Origin of the sequence: Actinomadura chokoriensis, from assembly GCF_039529475.1 — a bacterium.
Classification (GTDB): domain Bacteria; phylum Actinomycetota; class Actinomycetes; order Streptosporangiales; family Streptosporangiaceae; genus Spirillospora; species Spirillospora bangladeshensis.
Map to the genome: position 1 here is coordinate 88,180 of NZ_BAAAMW010000026.1, position 21,234 is coordinate 109,413.

At 73.2% G+C, this 21,234-nt stretch carries 24 protein-coding genes and 3 tRNA genes; 10 read left to right on the plus strand and 17 right to left on the minus strand.

The genetic code is table 11. The features are described from left to right. Positions 1-5: 5 nt before the first annotated feature. The 4 genes from fdhA to ABFX46_RS36445 form a co-directional block, all read right to left on the minus strand. Positions 6-1,220, minus strand: coding sequence for a formaldehyde dehydrogenase, glutathione-independent (fdhA, locus tag ABFX46_RS36430; protein WP_346048530.1), 1,215 nt, complete (start codon positions 1,218-1,220; stop codon positions 6-8). 81 nt (positions 1,221-1,301) lie between these two features. Next, the gene (locus tag ABFX46_RS36435) at positions 1,302-1,958 is read right to left on the minus strand and encodes a response regulator (RefSeq protein ID WP_346048531.1); all 657 of its coding nucleotides are present in this window, start codon (positions 1,956-1,958) and stop codon (positions 1,302-1,304) included. After that, positions 1,949-3,145 carry a sensor histidine kinase gene (locus ABFX46_RS36440; protein ID WP_346048532.1) on the minus strand — a complete coding sequence of 399 codons (1,197 nt, stop codon included), beginning with the start codon at positions 3,143-3,145 and terminating at the stop codon, positions 1,949-1,951. The genes ABFX46_RS36435 and ABFX46_RS36440 overlap by 10 nt, the downstream gene beginning before the upstream one ends. Then, a complete protein-coding gene (locus tag ABFX46_RS36445; protein WP_346048533.1) occupies positions 3,129-3,848 on the minus strand; it encodes a DedA family protein in 720 nt (239 codons plus the stop codon). The genes ABFX46_RS36440 and ABFX46_RS36445 overlap by 17 nt, the downstream gene beginning before the upstream one ends. A 204-nt stretch (positions 3,849-4,052) precedes the next feature. Here ABFX46_RS36445 and ABFX46_RS36450 point away from each other — a divergent pair, with 204 nt between their 5' ends. The 3 genes from ABFX46_RS36450 (at position 4,053) to ABFX46_RS36460 (ending at position 6,014) form a co-directional block, all read left to right on the plus strand. Further along, positions 4,053-4,868, plus strand: a complete 816-nt coding sequence (locus ABFX46_RS36450; protein ID WP_346048534.1) for an SAM-dependent methyltransferase — start codon at positions 4,053-4,055, stop codon at positions 4,866-4,868. 269 nt (positions 4,869-5,137) lie between these two features. After that, the gene (locus ABFX46_RS36455; protein WP_346048535.1) at positions 5,138-5,665 is read left to right on the plus strand and encodes a hypothetical protein; all 528 of its coding nucleotides are present in this window, start codon (positions 5,138-5,140) and stop codon (positions 5,663-5,665) included. Positions 5,666-5,825: 160 nt separating this feature from the next. Further along, positions 5,826-6,014: a DUF5999 family protein gene (locus ABFX46_RS36460; protein WP_346048576.1), complete on the plus strand. Its 189-nt coding sequence runs from the start codon at positions 5,826-5,828 to the stop codon at positions 6,012-6,014. Positions 6,015-6,029: 15 nt separating this feature from the next. On the opposite strand, the gene ABFX46_RS36465 is transcribed toward ABFX46_RS36460, so the two are convergent. After that, positions 6,030-6,674, minus strand: a complete 645-nt coding sequence (locus ABFX46_RS36465; RefSeq protein WP_346048536.1) for a YdcF family protein — start codon at positions 6,672-6,674, stop codon at positions 6,030-6,032. Positions 6,675-6,799: 125 nt separating this feature from the next. On the opposite strand from ABFX46_RS36465, the gene ABFX46_RS36470 reads away from it, so the two are divergent. Next, positions 6,800-7,069 carry a hypothetical protein gene (locus ABFX46_RS36470; protein ID WP_346048538.1) on the plus strand — a complete coding sequence of 90 codons (270 nt, stop codon included), beginning with the start codon at positions 6,800-6,802 and terminating at the stop codon, positions 7,067-7,069. Between the two features lie 34 nt (positions 7,070-7,103). Then, positions 7,104-7,784, plus strand: a complete 681-nt coding sequence (locus ABFX46_RS36475; protein WP_346048539.1) for a trimeric intracellular cation channel family protein — start codon at positions 7,104-7,106, stop codon at positions 7,782-7,784. Between the two features lies 1 nt (position 7,785). On the opposite strand, the gene ABFX46_RS36480 is transcribed toward ABFX46_RS36475, so the two are convergent. From ABFX46_RS36480 to ABFX46_RS36500, 5 genes are read right to left on the minus strand one after another with little or no spacing between them, the layout of a single operon-like run. Next, the gene (locus ABFX46_RS36480; protein ID WP_346048540.1) at positions 7,786-9,048 is read right to left on the minus strand and encodes an amidohydrolase; all 1,263 of its coding nucleotides are present in this window, start codon (positions 9,046-9,048) and stop codon (positions 7,786-7,788) included. A 45-nt stretch (positions 9,049-9,093) separates the two neighbouring features. Further along, positions 9,094-10,032 carry a ribose-phosphate diphosphokinase gene (locus tag ABFX46_RS36485; protein WP_346048541.1) on the minus strand — a complete coding sequence of 313 codons (939 nt, stop codon included), beginning with the start codon at positions 10,030-10,032 and terminating at the stop codon, positions 9,094-9,096. 49 nt (positions 10,033-10,081) lie between these two features. Beyond that, the gene (locus ABFX46_RS36490) at positions 10,082-10,891 is read right to left on the minus strand and encodes an ArsR/SmtB family transcription factor (RefSeq protein ID WP_346048542.1); all 810 of its coding nucleotides are present in this window, start codon (positions 10,889-10,891) and stop codon (positions 10,082-10,084) included. Positions 10,892-10,946: 55 nt separating this feature from the next. Next, entirely contained in the window at positions 10,947-11,744 is a 798-nt protein-coding gene (locus ABFX46_RS36495; protein WP_346048543.1) for an SAM-dependent methyltransferase, read from the minus strand. A 39-nt stretch (positions 11,745-11,783) separates the two neighbouring features. Continuing rightward, positions 11,784-12,407 carry a PepSY domain-containing protein gene (locus tag ABFX46_RS36500; protein WP_346048544.1) on the minus strand — a complete coding sequence of 208 codons (624 nt, stop codon included), beginning with the start codon at positions 12,405-12,407 and terminating at the stop codon, positions 11,784-11,786. 116 nt (positions 12,408-12,523) lie between these two features. Here ABFX46_RS36500 and ABFX46_RS36505 point away from each other — a divergent pair, with 116 nt between their 5' ends. Beyond that, positions 12,524-13,204: a response regulator transcription factor gene (locus ABFX46_RS36505; RefSeq protein WP_346048545.1), complete on the plus strand. Its 681-nt coding sequence runs from the start codon at positions 12,524-12,526 to the stop codon at positions 13,202-13,204. Between the two features lies 1 nt (position 13,205). Next, positions 13,206-14,630: a sensor histidine kinase gene (locus ABFX46_RS36510; protein WP_346048546.1), complete on the plus strand. Its 1,425-nt coding sequence runs from the start codon at positions 13,206-13,208 to the stop codon at positions 14,628-14,630. Here ABFX46_RS36510 and ABFX46_RS36515 read toward each other — a convergent pair. Then, complete coding sequence (locus ABFX46_RS36515; protein ID WP_346048547.1) at positions 14,623-15,789, minus strand: acyl-CoA dehydrogenase family protein; 1,167 nt, start codon at positions 15,787-15,789, stop codon at positions 14,623-14,625. The genes ABFX46_RS36510 and ABFX46_RS36515 overlap by 8 nt on opposite strands. Positions 15,790-15,874: 85 nt before the next feature. Beyond that, entirely contained in the window at positions 15,875-16,750 is an 876-nt protein-coding gene (locus ABFX46_RS36520) for a LysR substrate-binding domain-containing protein (RefSeq protein ID WP_346048548.1), read from the minus strand. A 74-nt stretch (positions 16,751-16,824) separates the two neighbouring features. Here ABFX46_RS36520 and kdgD point away from each other — a divergent pair, with 74 nt between their 5' ends. Continuing rightward, complete coding sequence (gene kdgD, locus ABFX46_RS36525) at positions 16,825-17,739, plus strand: 5-dehydro-4-deoxyglucarate dehydratase (protein WP_346048549.1); 915 nt, start codon at positions 16,825-16,827, stop codon at positions 17,737-17,739. Between the two features lies 1 nt (position 17,740). Beyond that, the gene (locus ABFX46_RS36530) at positions 17,741-18,895 is read left to right on the plus strand and encodes an L-talarate/galactarate dehydratase (protein WP_346048550.1); all 1,155 of its coding nucleotides are present in this window, start codon (positions 17,741-17,743) and stop codon (positions 18,893-18,895) included. A 7-nt stretch (positions 18,896-18,902) separates the two neighbouring features. Here the strand turns inward: ABFX46_RS36530 and ABFX46_RS36535 are convergent. From ABFX46_RS36535 to ABFX46_RS36555, 5 genes are all read right to left on the minus strand, one after another. Then, a tRNA-Gln gene (locus ABFX46_RS36535) sits at positions 18,903-18,973 on the minus strand. A gap of 88 nt (positions 18,974-19,061) precedes the next feature. After that, positions 19,062-19,133 (minus strand) — tRNA-Gly (locus ABFX46_RS36540). Position 19,134: 1 nt separating this feature from the next. Further along, a tRNA-Ala gene (locus tag ABFX46_RS36545) sits at positions 19,135-19,207 on the minus strand. A gap of 120 nt (positions 19,208-19,327) precedes the next feature. Then, on the minus strand, positions 19,328-19,450 hold the full coding sequence (locus tag ABFX46_RS36550) for an LPFR motif small protein (RefSeq protein ID WP_346048551.1): 123 nt from the start codon (positions 19,448-19,450) through the stop codon (positions 19,328-19,330). A gap of 53 nt (positions 19,451-19,503) precedes the next feature. Continuing rightward, a complete protein-coding gene (locus ABFX46_RS36555) occupies positions 19,504-20,286 on the minus strand; it encodes a putative protein N(5)-glutamine methyltransferase (protein ID WP_346048552.1) in 783 nt (260 codons plus the stop codon). 102 nt (positions 20,287-20,388) lie between these two features. On the opposite strand from ABFX46_RS36555, the gene ABFX46_RS36560 reads away from it, so the two are divergent. Further along, on the plus strand, positions 20,389-21,207 hold the full coding sequence (locus tag ABFX46_RS36560) for a pentapeptide repeat-containing protein (protein ID WP_428831350.1): 819 nt from the start codon (positions 20,389-20,391) through the stop codon (positions 21,205-21,207). Positions 21,208-21,234: the final 27 nt, after the last annotated feature.

Here is a 21,234-nt window from a genome sequence, read left to right on the forward strand (position 1 = left end):
GGGCCTCAGGCCGCGGCCCCCAGCACGCCGTGCGGGTCGAGGATGTACTTGCGCGCCGCGCCCCGGTCGAACTCGGCGTACCCCTCGGGGGCCTCGTCCAGCGGGATCACCGACGCGTTGACGTTCCGCGCGATCTGCACCCGGTCGTGCAGGATCGCCATCATCAGCTGCCGGTTGTAGGACATCACCGGGCACTGTCCGGTGACGAAGTACTCCGACTTCGCCCAGCCGGTCCCGATCCGCAGGCCGAGCTGCCCGACCTTCGCGTTCTCGTCCGCCGCGCCGGGGTCGCCGGTCACGTACAGGCCGGGGATGCCGATCCCGCCGGCGGCGCGGGTGATGGCCATCAGCGTGTTGAGGACGGTCGCGGGCTGCTCCGTCTGCGCCCCCTCGTGGCCCTGGCCGCGCGCCTCGAACCCGACGCAGTCGACGGCCGCGTCCACCTCGGGGACGCCGAGGATCTGCTCGATCTGCGCGCCCACGTCGCCGTGCTGCGACAGGTCGATCGTCTCGCAGCCGAAGCCGCGGGCCTGCGCGAGCCGCTCCCCGTTCATGTCGCCGACGATCACGACGGCGGCGCCGAGCAGCAGGCAGGCGGTCGCGCACGCGAGGCCGACCGGTCCCGCGCCCGCCACGTACACGGTCGAGCCGGTGGTGACGCCCGCCGTGTAGGCGCCGTGGTAGCCGGTCGGGAAGATGTCCGACAGCATGGCCAGGTCGGGCATCTTCGCCATCACGGTGTCGCGGTCGCCGGGGAACTTGAGCAGGTTGAAGTCCGCGTAGGGGACGACGGCGTAGCGGGCCTGGCCGCCGTGCCAGCCGCCCATGTCGACGTAGCCGTAGGCGGCGCCCGGCCGCTCCCGGTTGACGTTCTCGCACACGCCGGTGTGGCGCTCCTTGCAGTTGCGGCAGCGGCCGCACGCGATGTTGAACGGGACGCTGACGAGGTCTCCCTCCTTGATGAACTCGACGTCCCTGCCGGTCTCGATCACCTCGCCGGTGATCTCGTGGCCGAGCGTGAGCCCGGCGGGCGCGGTCGTCCGGCCGCGCACCATGTGCTGGTCGGAGCCGCAGATGTTGGTGGCCAGGACCTTCAGGATCACGCCGTGCTGGAGCTTGCGCCCGTTCTGCTCGGCCAGTTCGAGCTTGGGGAAGTCCAGGTCCTCGACCGTGACCTTGCCCGGTGCCTGGTAGACGACGCCTCGGTTGGTGTCCGCCACGATTCCTCCCTCCACGATGAGGATCGGTGCAGGACCCATACCCGATTTATGGCAGTTAGTCCGATTCTCAGGGCGGGCCGCTCACGTCCCGAGATACCGCAGGACGGCGAGGACGCGGCGGCTGTAGCCGGTGGCGTGCGACAGGTCGAGCTTGTCGAAGATCGCGTTGGCGTGCTTCTCGACCGCGCTCTGCGAGATGTGCAGGTTGGCGGCGATCGAGGCGTTGGTGTGGCCCTGTGCCATGGTGTCGAGGACATCGCGCTCGCGCGGGGTGAGCCGGGCCAGCGGATCGGCGTGCGTGCTGTGCGCCAGCAGCCGCCGGACCACCTCCGGGTCGAACGCCGCCCCGCCCGCGCCGACGCGGTCGAGCGCGTCCAGGAACTCGTCGACCTGGGCGACCCGGTCCTTCAGCAGGTAGCCCACCCCGGCGGTGTCCGCGGTGATCAGCTCGGCGGCGTACCGCTTCTCCACGTACTGCGACAGCACGAGCACCCCGACCCCCGGCCAGCGCCGCCGGATCTCCAGCGCGGCGCGCAGGCCCTCGTCGGTGTGCGTCGGCGGCATCCGGACGTCGACCACCACGACGTCCGGCGTGCCCTGCTCTTCCGAGGCCGCCATCGCGGCCAGCAGCGCGTCGCCGTCCCCGACCGCCGCGGCCACCTCGTGGCCCTCCTCGGCGAGCAGCCGCACCAGGCCCTCGCGCAGGAGCGTCGAGTCCTCGGCCAGCATCACCCGCACGGCAGCTCCGCGGTGATCACGGTCGGGCCGCCGGACGGGCTGTGCAGGCTGAACGTCCCGTCCAGCGCGGCCACCCGCCGGGCCAGCCCGGCCAGCCCGCCGCCGCCGGGGTCGGCTCCCCCGGACCCGTCGTCCTCGATGCGCACGCCGATCATTGTCCCGGATCCTTCGACCGCCACCCGCACGGCGCTCGCGCCGGAGTGCTTGGCGGCGTTCGTGACGGCCTCGCAGACGACGAAGTACGCGGCGGTCTCCACCGCGTGCGGGGGCCGCCCCGGCACGTCGTAGTCGATCGTCACCGGCACCGCGGACCGCTCCGCCACCGTCTCCAGCGCCGCCCGCAGCCCCTCGCCGTCCAGCGCCGCCGGGTACACCCGCCAGGTGACCTCCCGCAGGTCCGCGAGGGCCCGCTGCGACTCCTCGTGCGCCTGCCGCAGCAGCTCCGCCGCCCGCTCGCCGTCGCCGGCGCGGCGGGCCCGGCCGATCAGCATGCCGAGCGCGACGAGCCGCTGCTGGACGCCGTCGTGCAGGTCGCGCTCGATGCGGCGGCGCTCGTCGTCCACCGCGTCCACCACCTCGGCGCGGGTGACCGACAGCTGCGCGATGCGGCGCTCGTACTCCTCCAGCGGGCTCGGCCCGAGGCAGCGCCGCGCCACGCCCTTCTCCAGCGCCACCACGCCGACCAGGCCGTACGCGGCGAGGAAGAGCAGCACCCCGCCCGCGACGGCGGTGTAGAGGACGATCCACCAGGCCGGCGGGATGCCGTCGAGGTAGTCGCCGGTGATCCACCAGCTGACCGCCAGCCGGACGGCGGTCACCGCCCCGTAGGCGATCAGCAGCAGGATCGCGGCGCCGAGCAGGCCGACCGGCACCCGCAGGACGAGGTAGGCGAGCGCCCGCAGCGGGCCGTACTGGACGCCCCGGTCCTCGCCGAGGAAGGCGCGCAGCCGCCGCAGCTCCAGCTCGGCCAGCAGCTCGGCGGCGTCCGCGACGGCCGCCGGGACCGCCCGCCGGCCGCGGGAGAAGGCCAGCGAGTACGCCATGAGCACCGCCGCCCCGGCCAGCAGCACCAGTTCCGCGCCGGCGGTGGCGGCGCCCAGCACCAGCCCCGCCAGGGCCCGCACGACCGCCGCGGGGCCGCGGCGGCCCGAGCGTGCGGAGCGCACGGCGTCAGTGGATGCGGTCACGTTCGCGTACTCCCGCCTCCGCCCGGTGCGCCCCCGCCGGCCGCCGCCCCCCGGCACCGGCCCGCCGTGCCTTCACGATACGCACGGCGAGGAGTGCCGCGGCCGCCGCGGCGGCGGCCGCGACCACCCCCTTGGAGTAGACGCCGACGTACTCCTCGACCGTCCGCCAGTTGTCGCCGAGGCCGTATCCGGCGAGCACGAACGCGGTGTTCCAGAGCAGGCTGCCGAGCGCGGTGTAGGCCAGGAACACCGGCATCCGCATCCGCTCCACGCCCGCCGGGACGGAGATCAGGCTGCGGAAGATCGGGACCATCCGGCCGAAGAACACCGCCTTGCCGCCGTGCCGGGCGAACCACGCCCCGGTCCGGTCGAGGTCCTCGACCTTGACCAGCGGCAGCCGCGCCGCGACCGCGCGGACGCGGTCGCGCCCGATGAGGGCGCCGATCCCGTAGAGGGCGAGCGCGCCGGCGACGCTGCCGAGCGTCGTCCACACGATCGCCGCGGTGAGGCTCATCCGGCCCTGCGCCGCCGTGAACCCCGCGAGCGGGAGGATCACCTCGCTCGGCAGCGGCGGGAACAGGTTCTCCAGCGCGATCGCCAGCCCGGCGCCGGGTGCGCCGAGCCGGTCCATCAGGTCGGTCGCCCACCCGGCGATCCCGCCGGCGGGCGCCCCGCCCGACGCCGCGTTCATCAGTCCGATCATGCCGACGACGCTAGGAACCGGCGGCGCCCGCCACCATGGAGAGCGCCGCCGACCCGTCCGGCCGGATCCCGCACCCGCACCCTGCGGAAAACCGCAGGCTCGGCGCGAAAACCCCTGCCGCGCAAGGCGTCCGGGCTTACGCTTGGGGCCCCAGGACCGTCCGGCGCGGGCAGCGCGGGCGCAGCACAGAAGGAGCCGCACACCGTGGCCGACGACCTCCCCGAGAGCGCGCCTCCCGGCATCGATCCGACCACGCCGACGTTCGCGCGCGTGTACGACTACTTCCTCGGCGGCAAGGACAACTTCGCGGCCGACCGCGAGGTCGCCGACATGGTGATGCAGCTCGTGCCGGAGGCCCCGGTGGTGGCGCGGGGCAACCGGGTCGCCATCGAGCGGGCGGTGACCTACCTGGCCGGCGACCTCGGCATCGACCAGTTCGTCGACATCGGCTCCGGGCTGCCGACCTCGTCCAACGTGCACCAGTTCGCGCGGGCGGCGAACCCGGCCGCGAAGGTCGTCTACGTCGACAACGACCCGATCGTCCTCGCGCACGGGCGCGCGCTGCTGACCGAGGACGGCGTCGCGACGTTCATCCAGGGCGACCTGTACGAACCGGAGAAGATCTTCTCCGACCCGGCGCTGACCGGGCTGATCGACCTGTCGCGGCCGGTGGGGATCGTGCTGGCCGCCGTCATCCACCACGTGCCGGACGAGCGCGACCCGGCGGGCGTCGTCCAGGCGCTGGTCCCGTTCCTGGCGCCCGGCAGCCACGTCGTCCTCACGCACCTGCACGACTCCGGCGAGGACCCGCGCGTCGAGGAGGCCAAGCGGATCCTGCAGTCGGGGCTGGGCGGCTCCTACTTCCGGCACTCGTCGGAGATCGAGCGGTTCATGGACGGGCTCACGATCCTGGAGCCGGGGGTCGCGCACGTGACCGAGTGGCGTCCGGACGGGCCGGCGGGGCCGCTGGAGCACCCGCTGCACACCCAGATGGTGGCCGTGCTCGGCCGCAAGGACTGACTCCGGGAAAACCCGGATTCAGCGGAGAGTGAAACCGGGCCGCGCGGCGCGGGCCGCCCCGGGGGCCCGCGGTCCGCGGTTCCCGCAGGCCGCGCGGTTGCGGACGGCGTGAGGACGCGGTTTCGGACACCGAGTCCGATCATGATTTAGTAAAGGATCTTTCTGATCGACTTTTCCGTTGTCAACCCCGCGTTGTAGCGTTCGCAGCGTTTTGTGAAGTGCATTCATGATCGGACCTTCCCGCCGCAAGATCATGTAAGGACGCCGCGATGCCCCTGGCGACAGGCCTGGCCGCGGCCGCGCTCCTGGGCCTGCTGACGCTCCTGGCCACCGCGCGGCACGGCAGGCGCCGACCCCGCTCGGACCGACACGGCTCGGACGACGGGCACCCCGAGTCGCTGACGACCGTCCTCGGCCCCGGGGACGAGGAGTACCTCGCCTGGCTCGCCGACCACCACTGGCCGGGGGACGAGTACCTCGACCTCGAGCACGACTGGCTGGAGGAGATGGCCTTCGGCGAGCCGGCGGGGCACTACGAGGCGCCGCTGTGCCCGCGCTGCGACCTGCGCCGGGAGGACGTGTGGCCGTGCCCGACCTGCGGCCGGATCCTGCACTCCTCGTGCGGCCACGGGATGCGCCGGCGGGCGGTCGAGCGCCCGTACCGGACGCACGGCACCAACTCCGAGGCCGTCATCGCCGAATGGATCTGCACGGGCTGCACGTCGGTCGTGGGCCTGGACGTGGACCACGGCGGCGAGCCCGATACCGGGAACGACGCCGGGGACATTGTGCGGTGAAACGTCCGGATTGCCCGATCTCTCCGCTCTTCACACGCGCTGAACAGTAAAGAATTCGCCATCCACTTGCATATTTCGGACGCGCGGCGGCAGGCTGCACTATGTCCTTAATCACAGGGGCACCGTGGAGGGACGACCCGTGACCGCTCAGCACGCCACCATCTGCAAGCACGAGCCGCACTGTCCGGCATCGGACGACCTCGACCGCGAGGCCGCGCGCATCATCGCCAACCACCCCGAGCAGGGGTGGAGCCTGCTGTGCAACGGCATCGTCGTCTTCGAGGACACCGGCGAACTGCTCCCCGACGGCAGGGCGATCGCTCCCCACCGTCCCGTCACGGCCGGCTAGTCGCCCGGGGCACGGTCATCTGATCACGTGCCCGTCGTACCCGAGCCGCGCGAGCTCCTCGTACGCCGCCCACACGGCCGGCGGTACCGGCATCGGCACCTGGAAGCCCCGCTCGGCGTACACCACCATCCGCTGCAGGTCCCCCACCATCAGCTCGATGAACCGGCGCTCGTCCGCGCCGAAGTCGTCGAACCCGAGCTCCGGCGCCGAGGCCGACCAGGCCGGGCCGGGCCACTGCCGCCGGGCCGTCGCCAGCGCCCGCCGCGTCATGTAGGGCTTGGCGGCCAGGATCCCGCTCCCCACCGCGATCCCCCGTCCCTCCAGCAGCCGCCGGGACGCGGTGATGTTCTCCCCCGTGTTGGCCGCCGTCTCCTCCAGCAGCAGGGCCTCCGCCGGGACGCCGTGCGCCCGCGCCACCCGCCCGAACACCCGCGCCTCGGTCTCCGCCCAGTCCGAGGTGATCTTGCCGCGCCCGCCGGAGACGACCACCAGCGGCGCCCGGCCGGCCAGCCAGAGCCGTGCCGCGTGGGCCGCCACCCGCGTGTCGTGGCACCCCAGCGCGAGGATCACGTCAGCCTTGGGGTGGGGGTCGGACACGACGAGGTGGTCCCAGATCGTCCTCGCCAGCTCGCGCGCCCGCGCGTCCACAGGAGACTCCACCGGGCCATTGTCCCCGGCGCTCCGCATGTCGGGCTCCCATCGGGCGGACCGTCCCGATAACGTTCAACTGTTTTGCTACTTACGCAAGAATCATGTGGAACTCGACCGCGAAAGGACGGTGTGGTGTGATCACAGTCCTGGTGCTCGTGTCCCTGCTCGCCCTGTTCGGCTTCTGCCTGCCCCGCCTGCTCCGCCCGATGCCGGCACGAGCCGCGCACGACCCGCCGGCCGCCGGGGCCGCGCACCCGGAGTCCATGGTCGCCGAACTCGATCCCGCCGACGAGGAGTACCTCGCCGGCCTCGCCGACGAACTGTGGCCCGAGGACGAGTACCTGGAGCTGGAGCCCAGCACCGACGGCGAGGAGGAGCCCGGCGGCAGCGGCATGCGCCGGTGAACGCCGCCGCTCCGGCCCGTGGTAGGCATCGGGGATGAGCACCGAACCGCCGCTGCTGCTGGCGCTCGACCTGACCGGCACCTTCGCCTTCGGGCTGAACGGGGCGCTGACGGCGGTGCGCGCGGCCCGGCTGGACGTGGTCGGCGTCGTGTCGCTCGGGATGATCACGGCGCTCGGCGGCGGGGTCATCCGGGACGTCCTCATCGGCGCGATCCCGCCCGCCACCTTCGTGGACTGGCGCTACTTCGCCCTCGCCGCGGGCGGCGGGCTGATCGCGTTCGTCTTCAGCAGGCGGCTGGACCGGCTCGACATGCCGATCACGGTGATGGACGCGGTCGGGCTGAGCACGTTCGCCGTCATCGGCGCGAGCAAGGCGCTCACCGCCGGGCTGAACATCGCGCCCGCGCTGCTGCTCGGGGTGGTCACCGCGGTGGGCGGCGGCACGATCCGGGACGCCCTCGTCCTGCAGATCCCGACGGTGCTGCGCAGCGACCTGTACGCGATCCCGGCCCTCGTCGCGGCCGGGATCACGGTCGCGACCGTGGAGACGGGCAGCTACGGCCTGCCGTCCGCGCTGGGCGCCGTGGCGGCCTGCTTCATCATCCGGATGCTCGGCGTCCGGTACGGGCTCCAGGCCCCGCGCCCGCCGGGGAAGCGCTCGGTGAGCGGCCCGTCCGACGACGCCTCGCCCGGCCCGGATTCCGGCCGGGGGTGAGTCAGCGGGCCAGCCAGGCGAGCGCGGCGACGACCAGCGCCGCGGTCCCGGTCTCCAGCGTCGGCTGGACGACCGGCGCGAACGCGGGCGAATGGTTCACCGGGACGTCCTGCAGGACGCGCCCGGCCTCCTCGGCCCGGTGGTAGAGTCCGGCGTCCGTACCGCCGAGCCCCCAGTAGGTGTAGGGGACGCCCAGCGCGGCGGGGATGTCGCTGAAGTCCTCGCTCGCGGTCTGCTCGGGCAGCGTCCCCGCCCGGTCGCCGAAGGCGTCGGCGAAGGCGCGCGCGACCCGGTCGGTCGCGTCCGGGTCGTTGGCGGTCAGCGGGAAGCGGTCGAACAGCTCGAACTCCGGCTCCTTCGGGCAGCGGGACGCCTGGCACTCGGCGGTGACGATGCGGCGGATCGCCTCCAGGATGCCGCTCCTGGTCCGCTCGCTGTAGCAGCGCAGGTTGAGCTGCAGCACGGCGTTGTCGGGGATGACGTTGCTCTTCGTGCCGGCCTGGATGCTGCCGACGGTCAGCACCGCCGTCTCCCCCGGCGGGGTCTCGCGCGAGATGACCGTCTGGAGCCGCACCACGATCATCGCGGCGAGCACGACGGGGTCGACCGCGGCCTGGGGCATGGAGCCGTGCCCGCCTTTCCCGTGCAGGGTGATCCGCATGCTGTCGGCGGTCGTGAAGACGGGACCGGGCCGGGTGCCGAGCCGCCCGGCCGGCGCGGCCAGGACGTGCTGCGCCAGCGCCACGTCCGGCTTCGGGATCAGGTCCGCGAGACCGTCGTCGACCATGCCCTGGGCGCCGCCGGAGGTCTCCTCGGCCGGCTGGAACAGCGCGACGAGGCTCCCGTTCCAGTGGCCGGTGGCGCCGGCGAGCAGGGACGCCGCCCCCAGCAGGCAGGCCACGTGCACGTCGTGGCCGCAGGCGTGGGCCACCGGCACCTCGTTGCCGTCGCCGTCCCTCGCCGTGGCGGTGCTGGCGTAGTCGAGCCCGGTCGCCTCCCGCACCGGCAGGGCGTCCGTGTCGGCGCGCAGCAGCACCGTGGGACCGTCGCCATTGCGCAGGACGCCGACCACACCGGTGCCGCCGACGCCTTCGTGCACGTCGAGTCCGTCCCTCCGGAGGCGCTCGGCGGCCTTCCCCGCGGTCCGGTGCTCCTGGTGCGACAGCTCGGGGTGCCGGTGCAGGTCCCGGTAGAGGTCCTCCTGCCATTCCCGTACGGCGTCCGATCCGGCCAGGACGGGCGACGCGGACGATGCGACCGCCATGGTGCCTCCTGCCATGCGCTGGGTGTACGCGGGTCACATGCCCGGTCAGGGGGATTCGAACAGGGCGCTCACGGACTCGCCGTCGTGGATGCGGCGGACGGCCTCGGCCAGGGCCGGGGCGATGGACAGGACGCGGAGCTTCTCGCTCCCGTTCGGGACGGGCACCGTGTTGGTGCAGACGATCTCCAGGACGTCGGGCTGCGCCGCCAGCCGCTGCAGGGCGCCGGCGGCGAACAGCCCGTGGGTGCAGGCGATGCGGATCGTCCGGACGCCGAGCTCGCGGAGCCGGTCCAGCAGTTCCAGCACCGTGCTGCCCTTGGCGATCTCGTCGTCCAGGACGATGACGTCGCGCCCGGCGACGTCGCCGATGACCGAGCTGATCTTGACCCGGTCGTCGGCGAACCGCTGCTTGGCCCCGGCGGCGACCGGCACGCCGAGGCGGCGGGCGAAGGCCGCCGCCTCCTTGGCGTTGCCGAGGTCGGGCGACACGACGGTGGTGCTCGACAGGTCGTGGCCGCGGAAGTGGTCGGCGAGCTCGCGCAGCGCGTGCAGGTGGTCGACGGGGACGGAGAAGAACCCGTGCACCTGCGGCGAGTGCAGGGTCATGGCGAGGACGCGGCTCGCGCCCGAGGCGACGAGCAGGTCGGCGACCAGCCGCCCGCCGATGGAGATGCGCGGCGCGTCCTTCTTGTCCGAGCGGGCGTAGGAGTAGTGCGGCATGACCACGGTGATGCGGCTCGCCGACGCGCCGCGCGCGGCGTCGCACATCAGCAGCAGCTCGACGAGGTGCTCCTGCACGGGCGCGACCAGCGGCTGGATCAGGAAGACGTCCCGTTCCCGGCAGTTGGCCTGCAGCTGCACTTCCAGGCAGTCGTTGGCGAACCGGTCGACGCGCGACGGGCTCAGCGGCACGCCCAGGTGGGCGCAGACCTCGGCGGCCAGTTCCGGGTGGGCGCTGCCGCCGAACACCGCGATCTCTCGCACGATCCGCTCCTCACATGATCGACCGCGATCATGCTAGAGGGCGGCCGGGTCAGGCGGTCGGGAGGGGCACGCCGGTCTCCAGGAGCGTCTTCAGCCCGGACAGCACGTGCGGCCAGCCCTGCTCGGACATGCCGAGCAGCGCCTCGCCGGCCCGGTGGAGCACGGTCAGCTTGACCGTCTCGCCCACGGGCTCGATGTCGAACGTCACCGTGGAGCGGGGCTCCGCCATGAGCTTCTGGCGGGTCTCCTCGTCCACGCCGACGCTCTTCGCCCACTCGGGGGTGAAGGTGTGCCAGGTGTAGGAGAGGCGGCGGCCGGGGTCGGCTTCGAGGACGACCTGCTCGGGGTCGGCGGTCGTCGCGTTCTCCTCGTGCCAGGTGATCGCGGAGCCCGGCTTCCAGTCGGTCTCGAAGGAGACGCCCCAGTAGCGGCGGGTGAAGGCGGGGTCGGTGAGGGCCTCCCAGAGGCGCTCCGGCGTGGTGTTGATGTAGGTCGTGTAGACGAACTCGCTTGCGGTCATCGGCGTCTGCTCCAATGCGGTCTTCAGGTCGGCGAGCGCGCGCGCCCGCTCCCGGTCGTACCGGCTCATCCAGCGGTCCGCGATGGCGTTGATGGGCGCGGCGTCGAGGTAGTGGAGCTTCTCGCGCCCCCGGCGCACGGTCGTGACGAGGCCCGCGGCCTCCAGGACCGCCAGGTGCTTGCTGACCGACTGCCGGGTCATCTCCAGCCCGGCGCACAACTCGCGGAGGGTCTGGCCGCTGCGGGCGTTGAGGCCGTCCAGCAGCCGGCGGCGGCTCGGGTCGGCGAGCGCCTTGAAGATCCCGTCCTCGTCCATGCCGTCGTCCAAACATGCAGCCATTCGGTTGCCTGAAAGATTAGGCAACCGGATGGCTGCATGTCAAGGGCGCCGCCCGCTAGGGCTTGCGGCCCACCGCACCGTAGGCGTCGACGGCCTCCGGCTGGCCGGGCGTCTCCGGGCGCCAGTGCGTGACCGGGACGATCCCCGGCTCCAGCACCTCCAGCCCCTCGAAGAACCCCGCGATCCGCTCCGGAGTGCGCAGCACGAGCTGCGCGTTGCCGGCGGCGTTCCACACCTCCACGATCCGGTCGGACGCCTCGCCGTGGACGACGTTCGTCCCGTCGTACATGGCGAAGTAGCTGCCCGAGGGCACCGCGGCCATGAGCCGCCGCACGATCCCGTACGCCTGCTCGTCGTCGGGGATGAACTCCAGGATGCCCATCAGCGTGAACGCCACCGGCCTGCCGAAGTCGAGCGTCTCGGCGGCGCCCTCCAGGATCGCCTCCGGTTCCCGGAGGTCGGCGTGGATGTAGGACGTGTGGCCCTCGGGCGTGCTGGTGAGGAGCGCCTTCGCGTGCTCCAGCACCAGCGGGTCGTTGTCGACGTAGACGATCCTCGACTCGGGCGCGGCCCGCTGGGCGACCTCATGGGTGTTGTCGACCGTGGGCAGGCCCGTCCCGATGTCGATGAACTGGCGGATGCCGGCCTCGGCGGCCAGGTGCCACACCACCCGGTTCAGGAACAGCCGGGACGCGCGCGCCAGCCGGGCCACGTCCGGCAGCATCCCGAGGATCTGGTCGCCGACCTCCCGGTCGACCGGATAGTTGTCCTTGCCACCCAGCCAGTAGTTCCAGATGCGCGCCACGTGCGAGACGCTCGTGTCGATGTCGGGGCCGGGTCTCTGTTCGCTCATGCGCACCTCCTACAGGTCCCTTCCCAGCCCGGCGCCTCGTCAGTCCTCGTCGACCTCCTCGGCGAGGACCTTCCCGCTGCCGGCGTCGATGGTGACCTCGTGCCCGGCGCCGTCCCGTCCCGCGACGTCGACCTCCCAGACGGCCTTGCCGTGCTCGGTCTCGAAGTCGGCGGACGTCACACGGCCGGGGACCGCCTTCAGCGCCGCGTCCGCGGCGGCCGTCGCGGTCACCTTCGCGCCGCGCAGCGCGGCGGGGTCGTCATCGCGGCCGTCGGCATCGCGGCCGTGGTCGTCGCGGTCGTCGGCGCGGTTCGTGAGGACCTTGCCGTCGGCGGCGTCGACGGTCACCTCGCGCCGCTGCCCGTTGTCGGCGACCACGTCGACCTCCCAGGCCGTCCTGCCGTGCTCGTCGTCGAGCTCGATCTCGGCGACCGTGCCGGGCGCGGCCTTCAGCGCGGCGTCCACCGCCTGCGCGAGCGACACGGCCGTCTTCGGGGCGGCGTCGTCGTGGCGCTCGCCCGCCGGGGTGGCGCGCGGGGCCGGGTCGTCGTCGTGCGCGGCGGCGACGGCGGCCGTCGCTCCCCCGCCGGCCAGGACGCCCGCGGCGACCACGGTCACCAGCAGCCCGCGGCCCGTCACCATGCGCCGTGCGTCGATCTTCATCGGATTCCCGCCCTCCGTGTCGTCTGACCTTGCGCCACCGACGATGCCGGGCGTTCCTGTAGCGGTCCTGAAGCAACCTGAAGCCGCCTTCAGCCGCGGTTTGGCAGGCTGAGGGCATGCGCCTGCTCATCGTGGAGGACGAGAAGCGCCTGGCCACGTCGCTGGCGCGGGGGCTGACCGCCGAGGGTTTCGTGGTGGAGGCCGTCCACGACGGCGCCGAGGGCCTGCACCGGGCGCTCGGCGGCGGCTACGACCTGATCATCCTCGACATCATGCTGCCCGGGATGAACGGCTACCGGGTGTGCGGGGCGCTGCGGGCGGCGGGCGACGAGACGCCGATCCTGATGCTGACCGCCAAGGACGGCGAGTACGACGAGGCCGAGGGCCTGGACACGGGCGCCGACGACTACCTGACGAAGCCGTTCTCCTATGTGGTGCTGGTGGCGCGCGTCCGCGCGCTGCTGCGCCGCCGGACGCGCGGCGCCGCGCCCGCCATCGTGCTCGGCGACCTCACCGTGGACCCGGCGTCCCGCCGGGTGTTCCGGGGCGACGCGGAGGTGGAGCTGACCGCCAAGGAGTTCGCGGTGCTGGAGCACCTGGCGGCGAACGCGGGGCGGGTCGTGTCGAAGGCGCAGATCATGGAGGCGGTCTGGGACTTCGCCTACGACGGCGACCCCAACATCGTCGAGGTGTACGTGAGCGCGCTGCGCCGCAAGCTGGACGTCCCGTTCGGGCGCCGGTCGATCACGACGGTGCGCGGCGCGGGGTACCGGCTGGCCCGGGACGGGGGCGCCTGACATGGCGGGGCGGCCGGGGTCCGTCCGGGCCCGGACGACCATCGGCGCCACGGCCGTGGTGGCGGGCGCGCTGGTCGCCGCCGGGCTCGCGGTGGTGCTGCTGCTGCGCGCGAACCTCACCGGGCAGGCGGACCTGCGGGCCGAGGTGGCGGCCCGGGAGGTCGCGTCGCAGCTCGCGACGGGCGTCGCCTACCGGAGCCTCGACCTGCCGGACGCCGAGGACCATCCGGTGCAGGTCGTCGGCGAGGACGGCCGCGTCCGGGCGGTGAGCGAGGACCTGGAGGCCGTCCGCGGCACCGGCTCCCCCGGCGTGCGGCCGGGCGCGGCCACCCGCGGCGACGACGACGACCGCGGCGACGACCGCGACGACGACCCGGGGCGCGGCGAGGTGTCAGACGACGACCCGAAGCTCACCACCGGCACCGCGACCGTGGACGGGCGCACCGCCGACTACCGGTTCGCGGCGATCGAGGTGACGACGCCCCGGGACGAGACGGTCACCGTGTACGCGGGCGCCGACCTCGCCGCCGCGCGGGACGCGACCGGGACGGTCGCCCGCGCGATGCTCGCCGGGCTGCCGCTGCTGCTCGCCGTGGTCGCGGGCGTGACCTGGCTGGTGACGCGGCGGGCGCTGCGCCCGGTGGAGGCGGTCCGGGCGGAGCTGGCGGAGATCACCTCGTCCGGCGACCTGGCGCGGCGCGTGCCGGTGCCGGACGCGCGGGACGAGATCGCGGGGCTCGCCGCGACGACGAACGAGACCCTCGCCGCGCTGGAGGAGTCCGTGGCCCGGCAGCGCGGCTTCGTCGCGGACGCCTCGCACGAGCTGCGCAGCCCGATCGCGTCGCTGCGCACGCAGCTGGAGGTGGCGGCGGCGCACCCGGAGCTGCTGGACGTGGACGGGCTCGTCGAGGACGTCGTGCGGCTCCAGCATCTCGCCGCCGACCTGCTGCTGCTCGCCCGCATCGACGCGGGCGAGCGCCCCCCGGCCCGTCCGGTCGCGCTCGGCGGCCTGGTCCGGGACGAGCTGGACCGGCGGGCGCCGCGCGACCGGATCCCCGTGCAGGCGTCGGTCGAGGCGGACCCGCGGGTCATGGGCGTGCCGGGCCGGCTGGTGCGGGTGCTCGGCAACCTGCTCGACAACGCCGAGCGGCACGCGGACACGTCCGTGCGGCTGTCGCTGCGCGAGGAGGGCGGCCGAGCGGTGCTGCGGGTCTCCGACGACGGGCCGGGCGTGCCCGCCGGCGACCGCGAGCGGATCTTCGAGCGGTTCGTGCGGCTGGACGACGCCCGCAGCCGCGACGAGGGCGGCGCCGGGCTCGGCCTCGCCATCGCCCGCGACCTGGTGCGGGCGCACGCCGGGACCCTCACCGTCGGCGAGGCCCCCGGCGGCGGTGCGCTCTTCGAGGTGCGGCTGCCGGTTACTTGAGGAGCTGGCGGGCCATGACCATGCGCTGGATCTGGTTGGTGCCCTCGTAGATCTGGGTGATCTTGGCGTCGCGCATCATCCGCTCCACCGGGAACTCGCGGGTGTACCCGTACCCGCCCAGCAGTTGCACGGCGTCGGTGGTGACGTCCATCGCCACGTCCGAGGCCAGTGCCTTGCACGCCGACGACATGAAGGTGAGGTCGGGGATCTTCTCGCCGCTCATCGCCCGCTCGGACTTGATCGCCGCGTGGTAGGTCAGCTGCCGGGCGCCCTCCAGCCGCATCGCCATATCGGCCAGCATGAACTGCACACCCTGGAAATCGGCGATCGGCTTGCCGAACTGCCTGCGCTCCTTCACATACCCCAGCGCGAAGTCCAGCGCGCCCTGGGCGATGCCGAGAGCCTGCGCGGCGATGGTGATCCGGGTGTGGTCCAGCGTCGCCAGCGCCGTCTTGAAACCCGTCCCCTCCGCGCCGATGATCCGGTCGGCCGGGATGCGGGTGTCCTCGAAGACCACCTGCCGCGTCGGGGAGCCCTTGATGCCCAGCTTGCGCTCCTTGGCCCCGAACGACACCCCCGGATCGCCCTTCTCCACCACGAACGCCGAGATCCCCCGCGCACCCGCCGACGGATCGGTCACCGCCATCACCGTGTAGTACTCCGACACCCCCGCATTGGTGATCCACATCTTCGCGCCGTTCAGCACCCACGTGTCACCGTCACGCACCGCGCGGGTCTTCATCCCCGCCGCGTCCGAACCCGCGTCCGCCTCCGACAGCGCGTAGGAGAACATCGCCTCCCCCCGCGCGACCGGCGCCAGGTACTTCTTCTTCAGCTCCTCCCCGCCGGCCAGCAGCACCGGGACCGTGCCCAGCTTGTTCACCGCCGGGATCAGCGACGACGACCCGCACGCCCGCGCGACCTCCTCGATCACGATCACCGTGGCGAGCGCATCCGCTCCGGCGCCCCCGTACGATTCGGGCACGTGCACCGCATGCAGATCCGCCGCGACCAGCGCGTCCAGGGCCTCCTGCGGGAACCGGGACTCCTCGTCCACCTCCGCCGCGAAAGGAGCGATCTTGGCCTCGGCCAGCTCACGCACCGTACGCCGCAGCAGCTCATGCTCCTCGGACGGCGCATACGCCGGGTAATCGCTCATCGTCCCTCCACCTGCCGCCGGATACTTTGAAGACCAATATTTTAACGACAAAATAAGTGACGCCCCGCGCTCCGGTCAAGGCGGGTCAAAGGTGCCGGAGCAGCTTGGCGAGCGCCGGGTTGTCGTTGCTCCGGCGCCAGGTCAGGCTCAGTTCGACGGGGCCCGGGCCGGGGACGTCCACGGGCCGGAACGTCAGGCCCGCGTAGCGGAGCCGGGACGCGGCGGCGGGCACCAGCGCGACGCCCCAGCCGCAGCCGACCAGCGCCAGGATGCTGTGCACCTGGCTGAGGTACTGGGCGTACACGGGCGAGACACCCGCCTGCCGGAACAGGCTGATCACGAGTTCGTGGAAGTAGCGGGCCTCGGCGGGCGAGTACATGATGAACGGCCGCCCGTCGAACGCGGCCAGCGGGAGCGGCCCGTCCCCCTCGGCCAGCGGATGGCCGTCGGGGATCGCCGCGAGCAGCGCCTCCCGGTCGGCCGGGCGCTCCTCCAGGTCCGGGTCGGTGACCGGCGGCCGCACCAGCCCGAGGTCAAGGCTGCCGTCGGCGAGGGCCCGCACCTGGTCCCTGGTCACCATCTCCCGCAGGACGATCCCGACGTCCGGCAGCGCCGTCCGCGCGACCTCCAGCAGCCGGCCGAGCGTCGCGTACGCGCTCGCCGCCGTGAACCCGAGCGTGATGCTGCCCGCATCCCCCGCCGAGACCTGCCGGACGGACATCGCGGCGTGGTCGGCCTGCTGGAGCAGCCGGCGCGCCTCGACCAGGAACGCCCGCCCGGCCGGGGTGAGGCGGACCGAGCGGTTCGTCCGGTCGAACAGCCGCACCTTCAGCTCGTTCTCCAGCAGCTGGATCTGCCGGCTGAGCGGCGGCTGCGTCATCCGGAGCCGCTCGGCGGCGCGGCCGAAGTGCAGCTCCTCGGCGACGGCCACGAAGTTCGTGAGCTGGGTGAGCGTGAACATCGATTCCCTGCGGGTATCAGTGGATGCATTTTTCGTGTTGGACCTGGATCAATCGGCCATCCTAGCCTCGGGGCATGAAGCAGACTGCGCCCGAAGAGATCGCGACGCGGCTCGGGTCCGGGCTCCTGTCGTTCCCCGTCACCCACTTCCACGACGACCTGTCCTTCGACGAGGACGGCTACCGGCGGCACATCGCCCGGCTCGGCGGGTACGGCGTCGCCGGCCTGTTCGCGGCGGGCGGCACGGGCGAGTTCTTCTCGCTCACCTTGGACGAGGTCGGGCGGGTGGTGCGGGCGGCCGTCGCCGAGGCCCCCGGCGGCCTGCCGGTGATCGCGCCCGCCGGGTACGGGACGGCGACGGCCGCGCGGATGGCCCGGGACGCCGAGGACGCGGGCGCCGACGGGGTCCTGCTGTTCCCGCCCTATCTGACGGAGGCGTCGCAGGACGGCCTGGCCGCGCACGTCCGCGCGGTCTGCGCGGCGACCCGGCTCGGGGTGACGGTCTACTCCCGCGCGAACGCCGTCTACCAGGACGCCACGGTCGCCGGACTCGCCGAGGCATGCCCCAACCTCGTCGGATTCAAGGACGGCGTCGGCGACCTGGAGCTGATGACGCGGATCAGGTCGCGGCTCGGCGACCGGCTCGTCTACATCGGCGGGCTGCCCACCGCGGAGACGTTCGCGCTCCCCTACCTGGAGATGGGCGTCACGACCTACTCCTCGGCGGTCTTCAACTTCGTCCCGGAGTTCGCGCTCGCGTTCTACGCCGCCGTCCGCGACCGGGACCGGGACGAGGTGGCACGGCGGCTCGCCGAGTTCGTCCTGCCGTACTGCGACGTCCGCAACCGCAAGAAGGGCTACGCGGTGAGCATCATCAAGGCGGGCCTGCGGGTCACCGGCCACCCGGCGGGCCCGGTCCGCCCGCCGCTGACGGACCTCACCGAGGCCGAGACCGCCGACCTCGCCGAACTCGTGAAGCGGGCGCGCTGAGATGACCGGGGTCCCCGCCGGCGAGGCGACCCTGGACCGGGTCGCCTGGATCGAGCTGTCGTCCGTGGCGCTGCCGCTCGCCGTCCCGGTCAGCGACGCCAAGGTGCTGACCGGGCGGCAGCGGCCGATGACCGAGGTCGTGTTCCTGTTCGCCGAGATCGGCACCGAGGACGGCCACGAGGGCATCGGGTTCGGCTACTCCAAGCGCGCCGGCGGGCCCGGCCAGTTCGCGCACGCCGCCGAGATCGCGCCCGCCCTCATCGGCGAGGACCCGAGCGACATCGGGAGGATCTGGACGAAGCTCGCATGGGCCGGCGCCTCGGCCGGCCGCGGCGGGCTCGCCGCGCAGGCCATCGCCGCGATCGACATCGCGCTGTGGGACCTGAAGGCCAAGCGGGCGGGCCTGCCGCTCGCCAAGCTCCTCGGCGCGCACCGCGACTCCGTCCGCTGCTACGACACCTCGGGCGGCTTCCTGCACGCGCCGCTGGAGGAGGTCCTCGACAACGCCGAGGCGGCCGCCGCCGCCGGCATCGGCGGCGTCAAGATCAAGGTGGGGCATCCCGACCACGCCGAGGACATGCGCCGCGTCACCGCCGTCCGCGAGCGGCTCGGCGACGCGTTCCCGCTGATGGTGGACGCGAACCAGCAGTGGGACCGGCCCGCCGCGCAGCGCATGGGCCGCGCCCTGGAGGCGTTCGACCTCACCTGGATCGAGGAGCCCCTGGACGCCTACGACGCCGAGGGCCACGCGGCGCTCGCCGCCGCGCTCGACACGCCGATCGCGACCGGCGAGATGCTCACCAGCGTCGCCGAGCACTGCGCGCTCATCGACCGGCGCGCCGCCGACATCATCCAGCCGGACGCGCCCCGCATCGGCGGCATCACCAATTTCCTCAGAGTCGCGGCACTGGCCGACCACCACCATCTCCAAATGGCGCCGCATTTCGCGATGGAGATCCACCTGCATCTGGCCGCCGCCTATCCGGGCGAGCCGTGGGTGGAGCATTTCGACTGGCTCGGACCGCTGTTCAACGAAAGGCCGGCGATCGAGGACGGGCGCATGCACGTCCCGGCCCGCCCCGGTCTCGGCATCACCCTCACCGAGCAGGCCCGCGCCTGGACGACGGCGCACACCCGGATCGACGCGCGCCATTGACGCATCGCTGCTGGAGCAGGGGTCGAACCTGCATGACGTGATCCAGAATCACGCATCCTGCCCTTGGATGATCCAGCATGGGCGCCCGCCGGCGGCGGTGGCGTCCGCCCGCCTCGGGCACGTGCAGGACCAGCCGGGGGTCGTTGCTCCCGCCGGTCCAGTCCAGAGCCGCACCCGAGAATCGAACTCGGTTCTCCTGGTTGGAAGCCAGGCGCCTCACCGTTCAGGCCTCTGCGGCGTGGATCGGGCCGGACTCGAACCGGCAACCTCCCGCATGCAAGGCGGGCGCTCTTCCCTTTGAGCTACAGACCCCTGTAATTCGGTACTCACAGGGTGCGGGAAGAGCCGGGGAACGCGCAAAGCATTTTCACGTGCGGCCGCCCCGGGCCGTAGGGGGAATGGCCCGGGGCGGCCGGTCCCACGTGCTCGCGGTCACCGGTGGGTGCGGGTCCTGCGCGAGGGGGTCAGCAACCGCTGCAGGACCCGGAAGGGCAGCGTGACGATGCTGACGATCGTGCCGATGACGGCGCTGAGCGCTGCACTGATGCGGCGCATTGCATTTCACTCCTTCAGGTCGTCCTAGGCGACCTGTACCCGTGCGACGGGTTTTACACCGGCTTTGCCCCGATGACGACTGTGGCGTAGAACTCCTCGGACGTCGCGACGGCGGCGGCGAGCCCGCCCCGCTCGACGGCGGCGACCGCGTCCGGGACCTGCCGCTCGCTCGTCTCGAACAGCAGGTGGCCGCCGGTGACGAGCCAGTCCGCCGCCCCGGCGGTGACGCGGCGCAGGACGTCCAGGCCGTCGGCGCCGCCGTCGAGCGCGACGCGCGGTTCGTGGTCGCGCGCCTCGGGCGGCATCAGCGCGACGTCGCCGGTCGGCACGTACGGGACGTTGGCGAGCAGCACGTCGACGCCGCCGCGCAGCGCGTCCGGGAGCGGCGCGAAGAGGTCGCCCTCGTAGGCGTGGCCGCCGAACGGGGCGATGTTGCGGCGCGCGCAGCGCACGGCGGCGGGCTCGACGTCGGCGGCGTGCAGGGCGTACTCGTCCAGTCCGGCGACGAGCGCGGCGCCCAGTGCGCCGGAGCCGCAGCACAGGTCGACGACGACGGGGCGCGGCGGGAGGAGCGCGGCGGCCTGCCGGACCAGGAACTCGGTGCGGCGGCGGGGCACGAACACCCCGGGCCCGACGGCGATCCGCAGGCCGAGGAACTCGGCCCAGCCGAGGACGTGTTCGAGGGGCTGCCCGGCGGCGCGCCGGTCCACCATGGCGGAGGCGTCGTCCGGCGTGCGGGCGGTGGCGAGGATCAGCCGCGCCTCGTCCTCGGCGAACACGCAGCCGGCGGCGCGGAGCCGGGAGACGATGGCGGACTCGGTCATGGGCGTCGTCATGGGCGTTTCCGGACTCTATCCCACGCCGCCGTCCCGCACCGGCCGTCCGGAGCAGGGGCGGCGGGGGGCGACAATGGGGCGTTGTCCATGAACGGGGGCGGGGTGCCTGAGAGGGCGGGCCTGAAGGCCGACTGCGCGAGCTGCTTCGGCCTGTGCTGCGTCGCGCTGCCGTTCGCCAGGTCGGCCGACTTCGCGATGGACAAGGACGCGGGCGAGCCGTGCCGCAACCTGCTGGCCGACTTCCGCTGCGGCGTCCACGCCGAGCTGCGGCAGCGCGGCTTCCAGGGCTGCACGGTGTTCGACTGCTTCGGCGCGGGCCAGAAGGTGTCGCAGCGGACGTTCGCCGGCCGCGACTGGCGCGGCGACCCGGACGTCGCCCGCGGGATGTTCCAGGTGTTCCCCGTCATGCGGCAGCTCCACGAGCTGCTCTGGTACCTGGCCGAGGCCGTGGAGATGCCGGCCGCCGAGCCCGTCCGCGACGAGCTCCGCAAGGCGTACGACGACGTCGAGCGCCGCACCCTCGGCCGCCCCGCGGAACTCGCCGAGACGGACGTTCCGGCGGTGCGCGAACGGGTGAACGCCCTGCTCCTGCGCGCGAGCGAGCTGGCCAGGGCCGGCGTGCCCGGCCGCCGGAAGGACCGGCGCGGCGCCGACCTCATCGGAGCGCGGCTGAAGGGCGCCGACCTGCGCGGCGCCTGCCTGCGCGGCGCGTACCTGATCGCGGCCGACCTGCGCGGCGCCGACCTGCGGTGGGCCGACCTGATCGGGGCGGACCTGCGGGACGCCGACCTTCGCGGCGCCGACCTCACCGGCTGCCTCTTCCTCACCCGGGCGCAGCTCGACTCGGCCCGGGGCGACGCCGGCACGCGGTTGCCGGCGGCGGTCGGACGGCCCGCGCACTGGGCGGCTCGCGCGCACTGATCTTGTTTAGTCCCTGTGTCAAGGGGC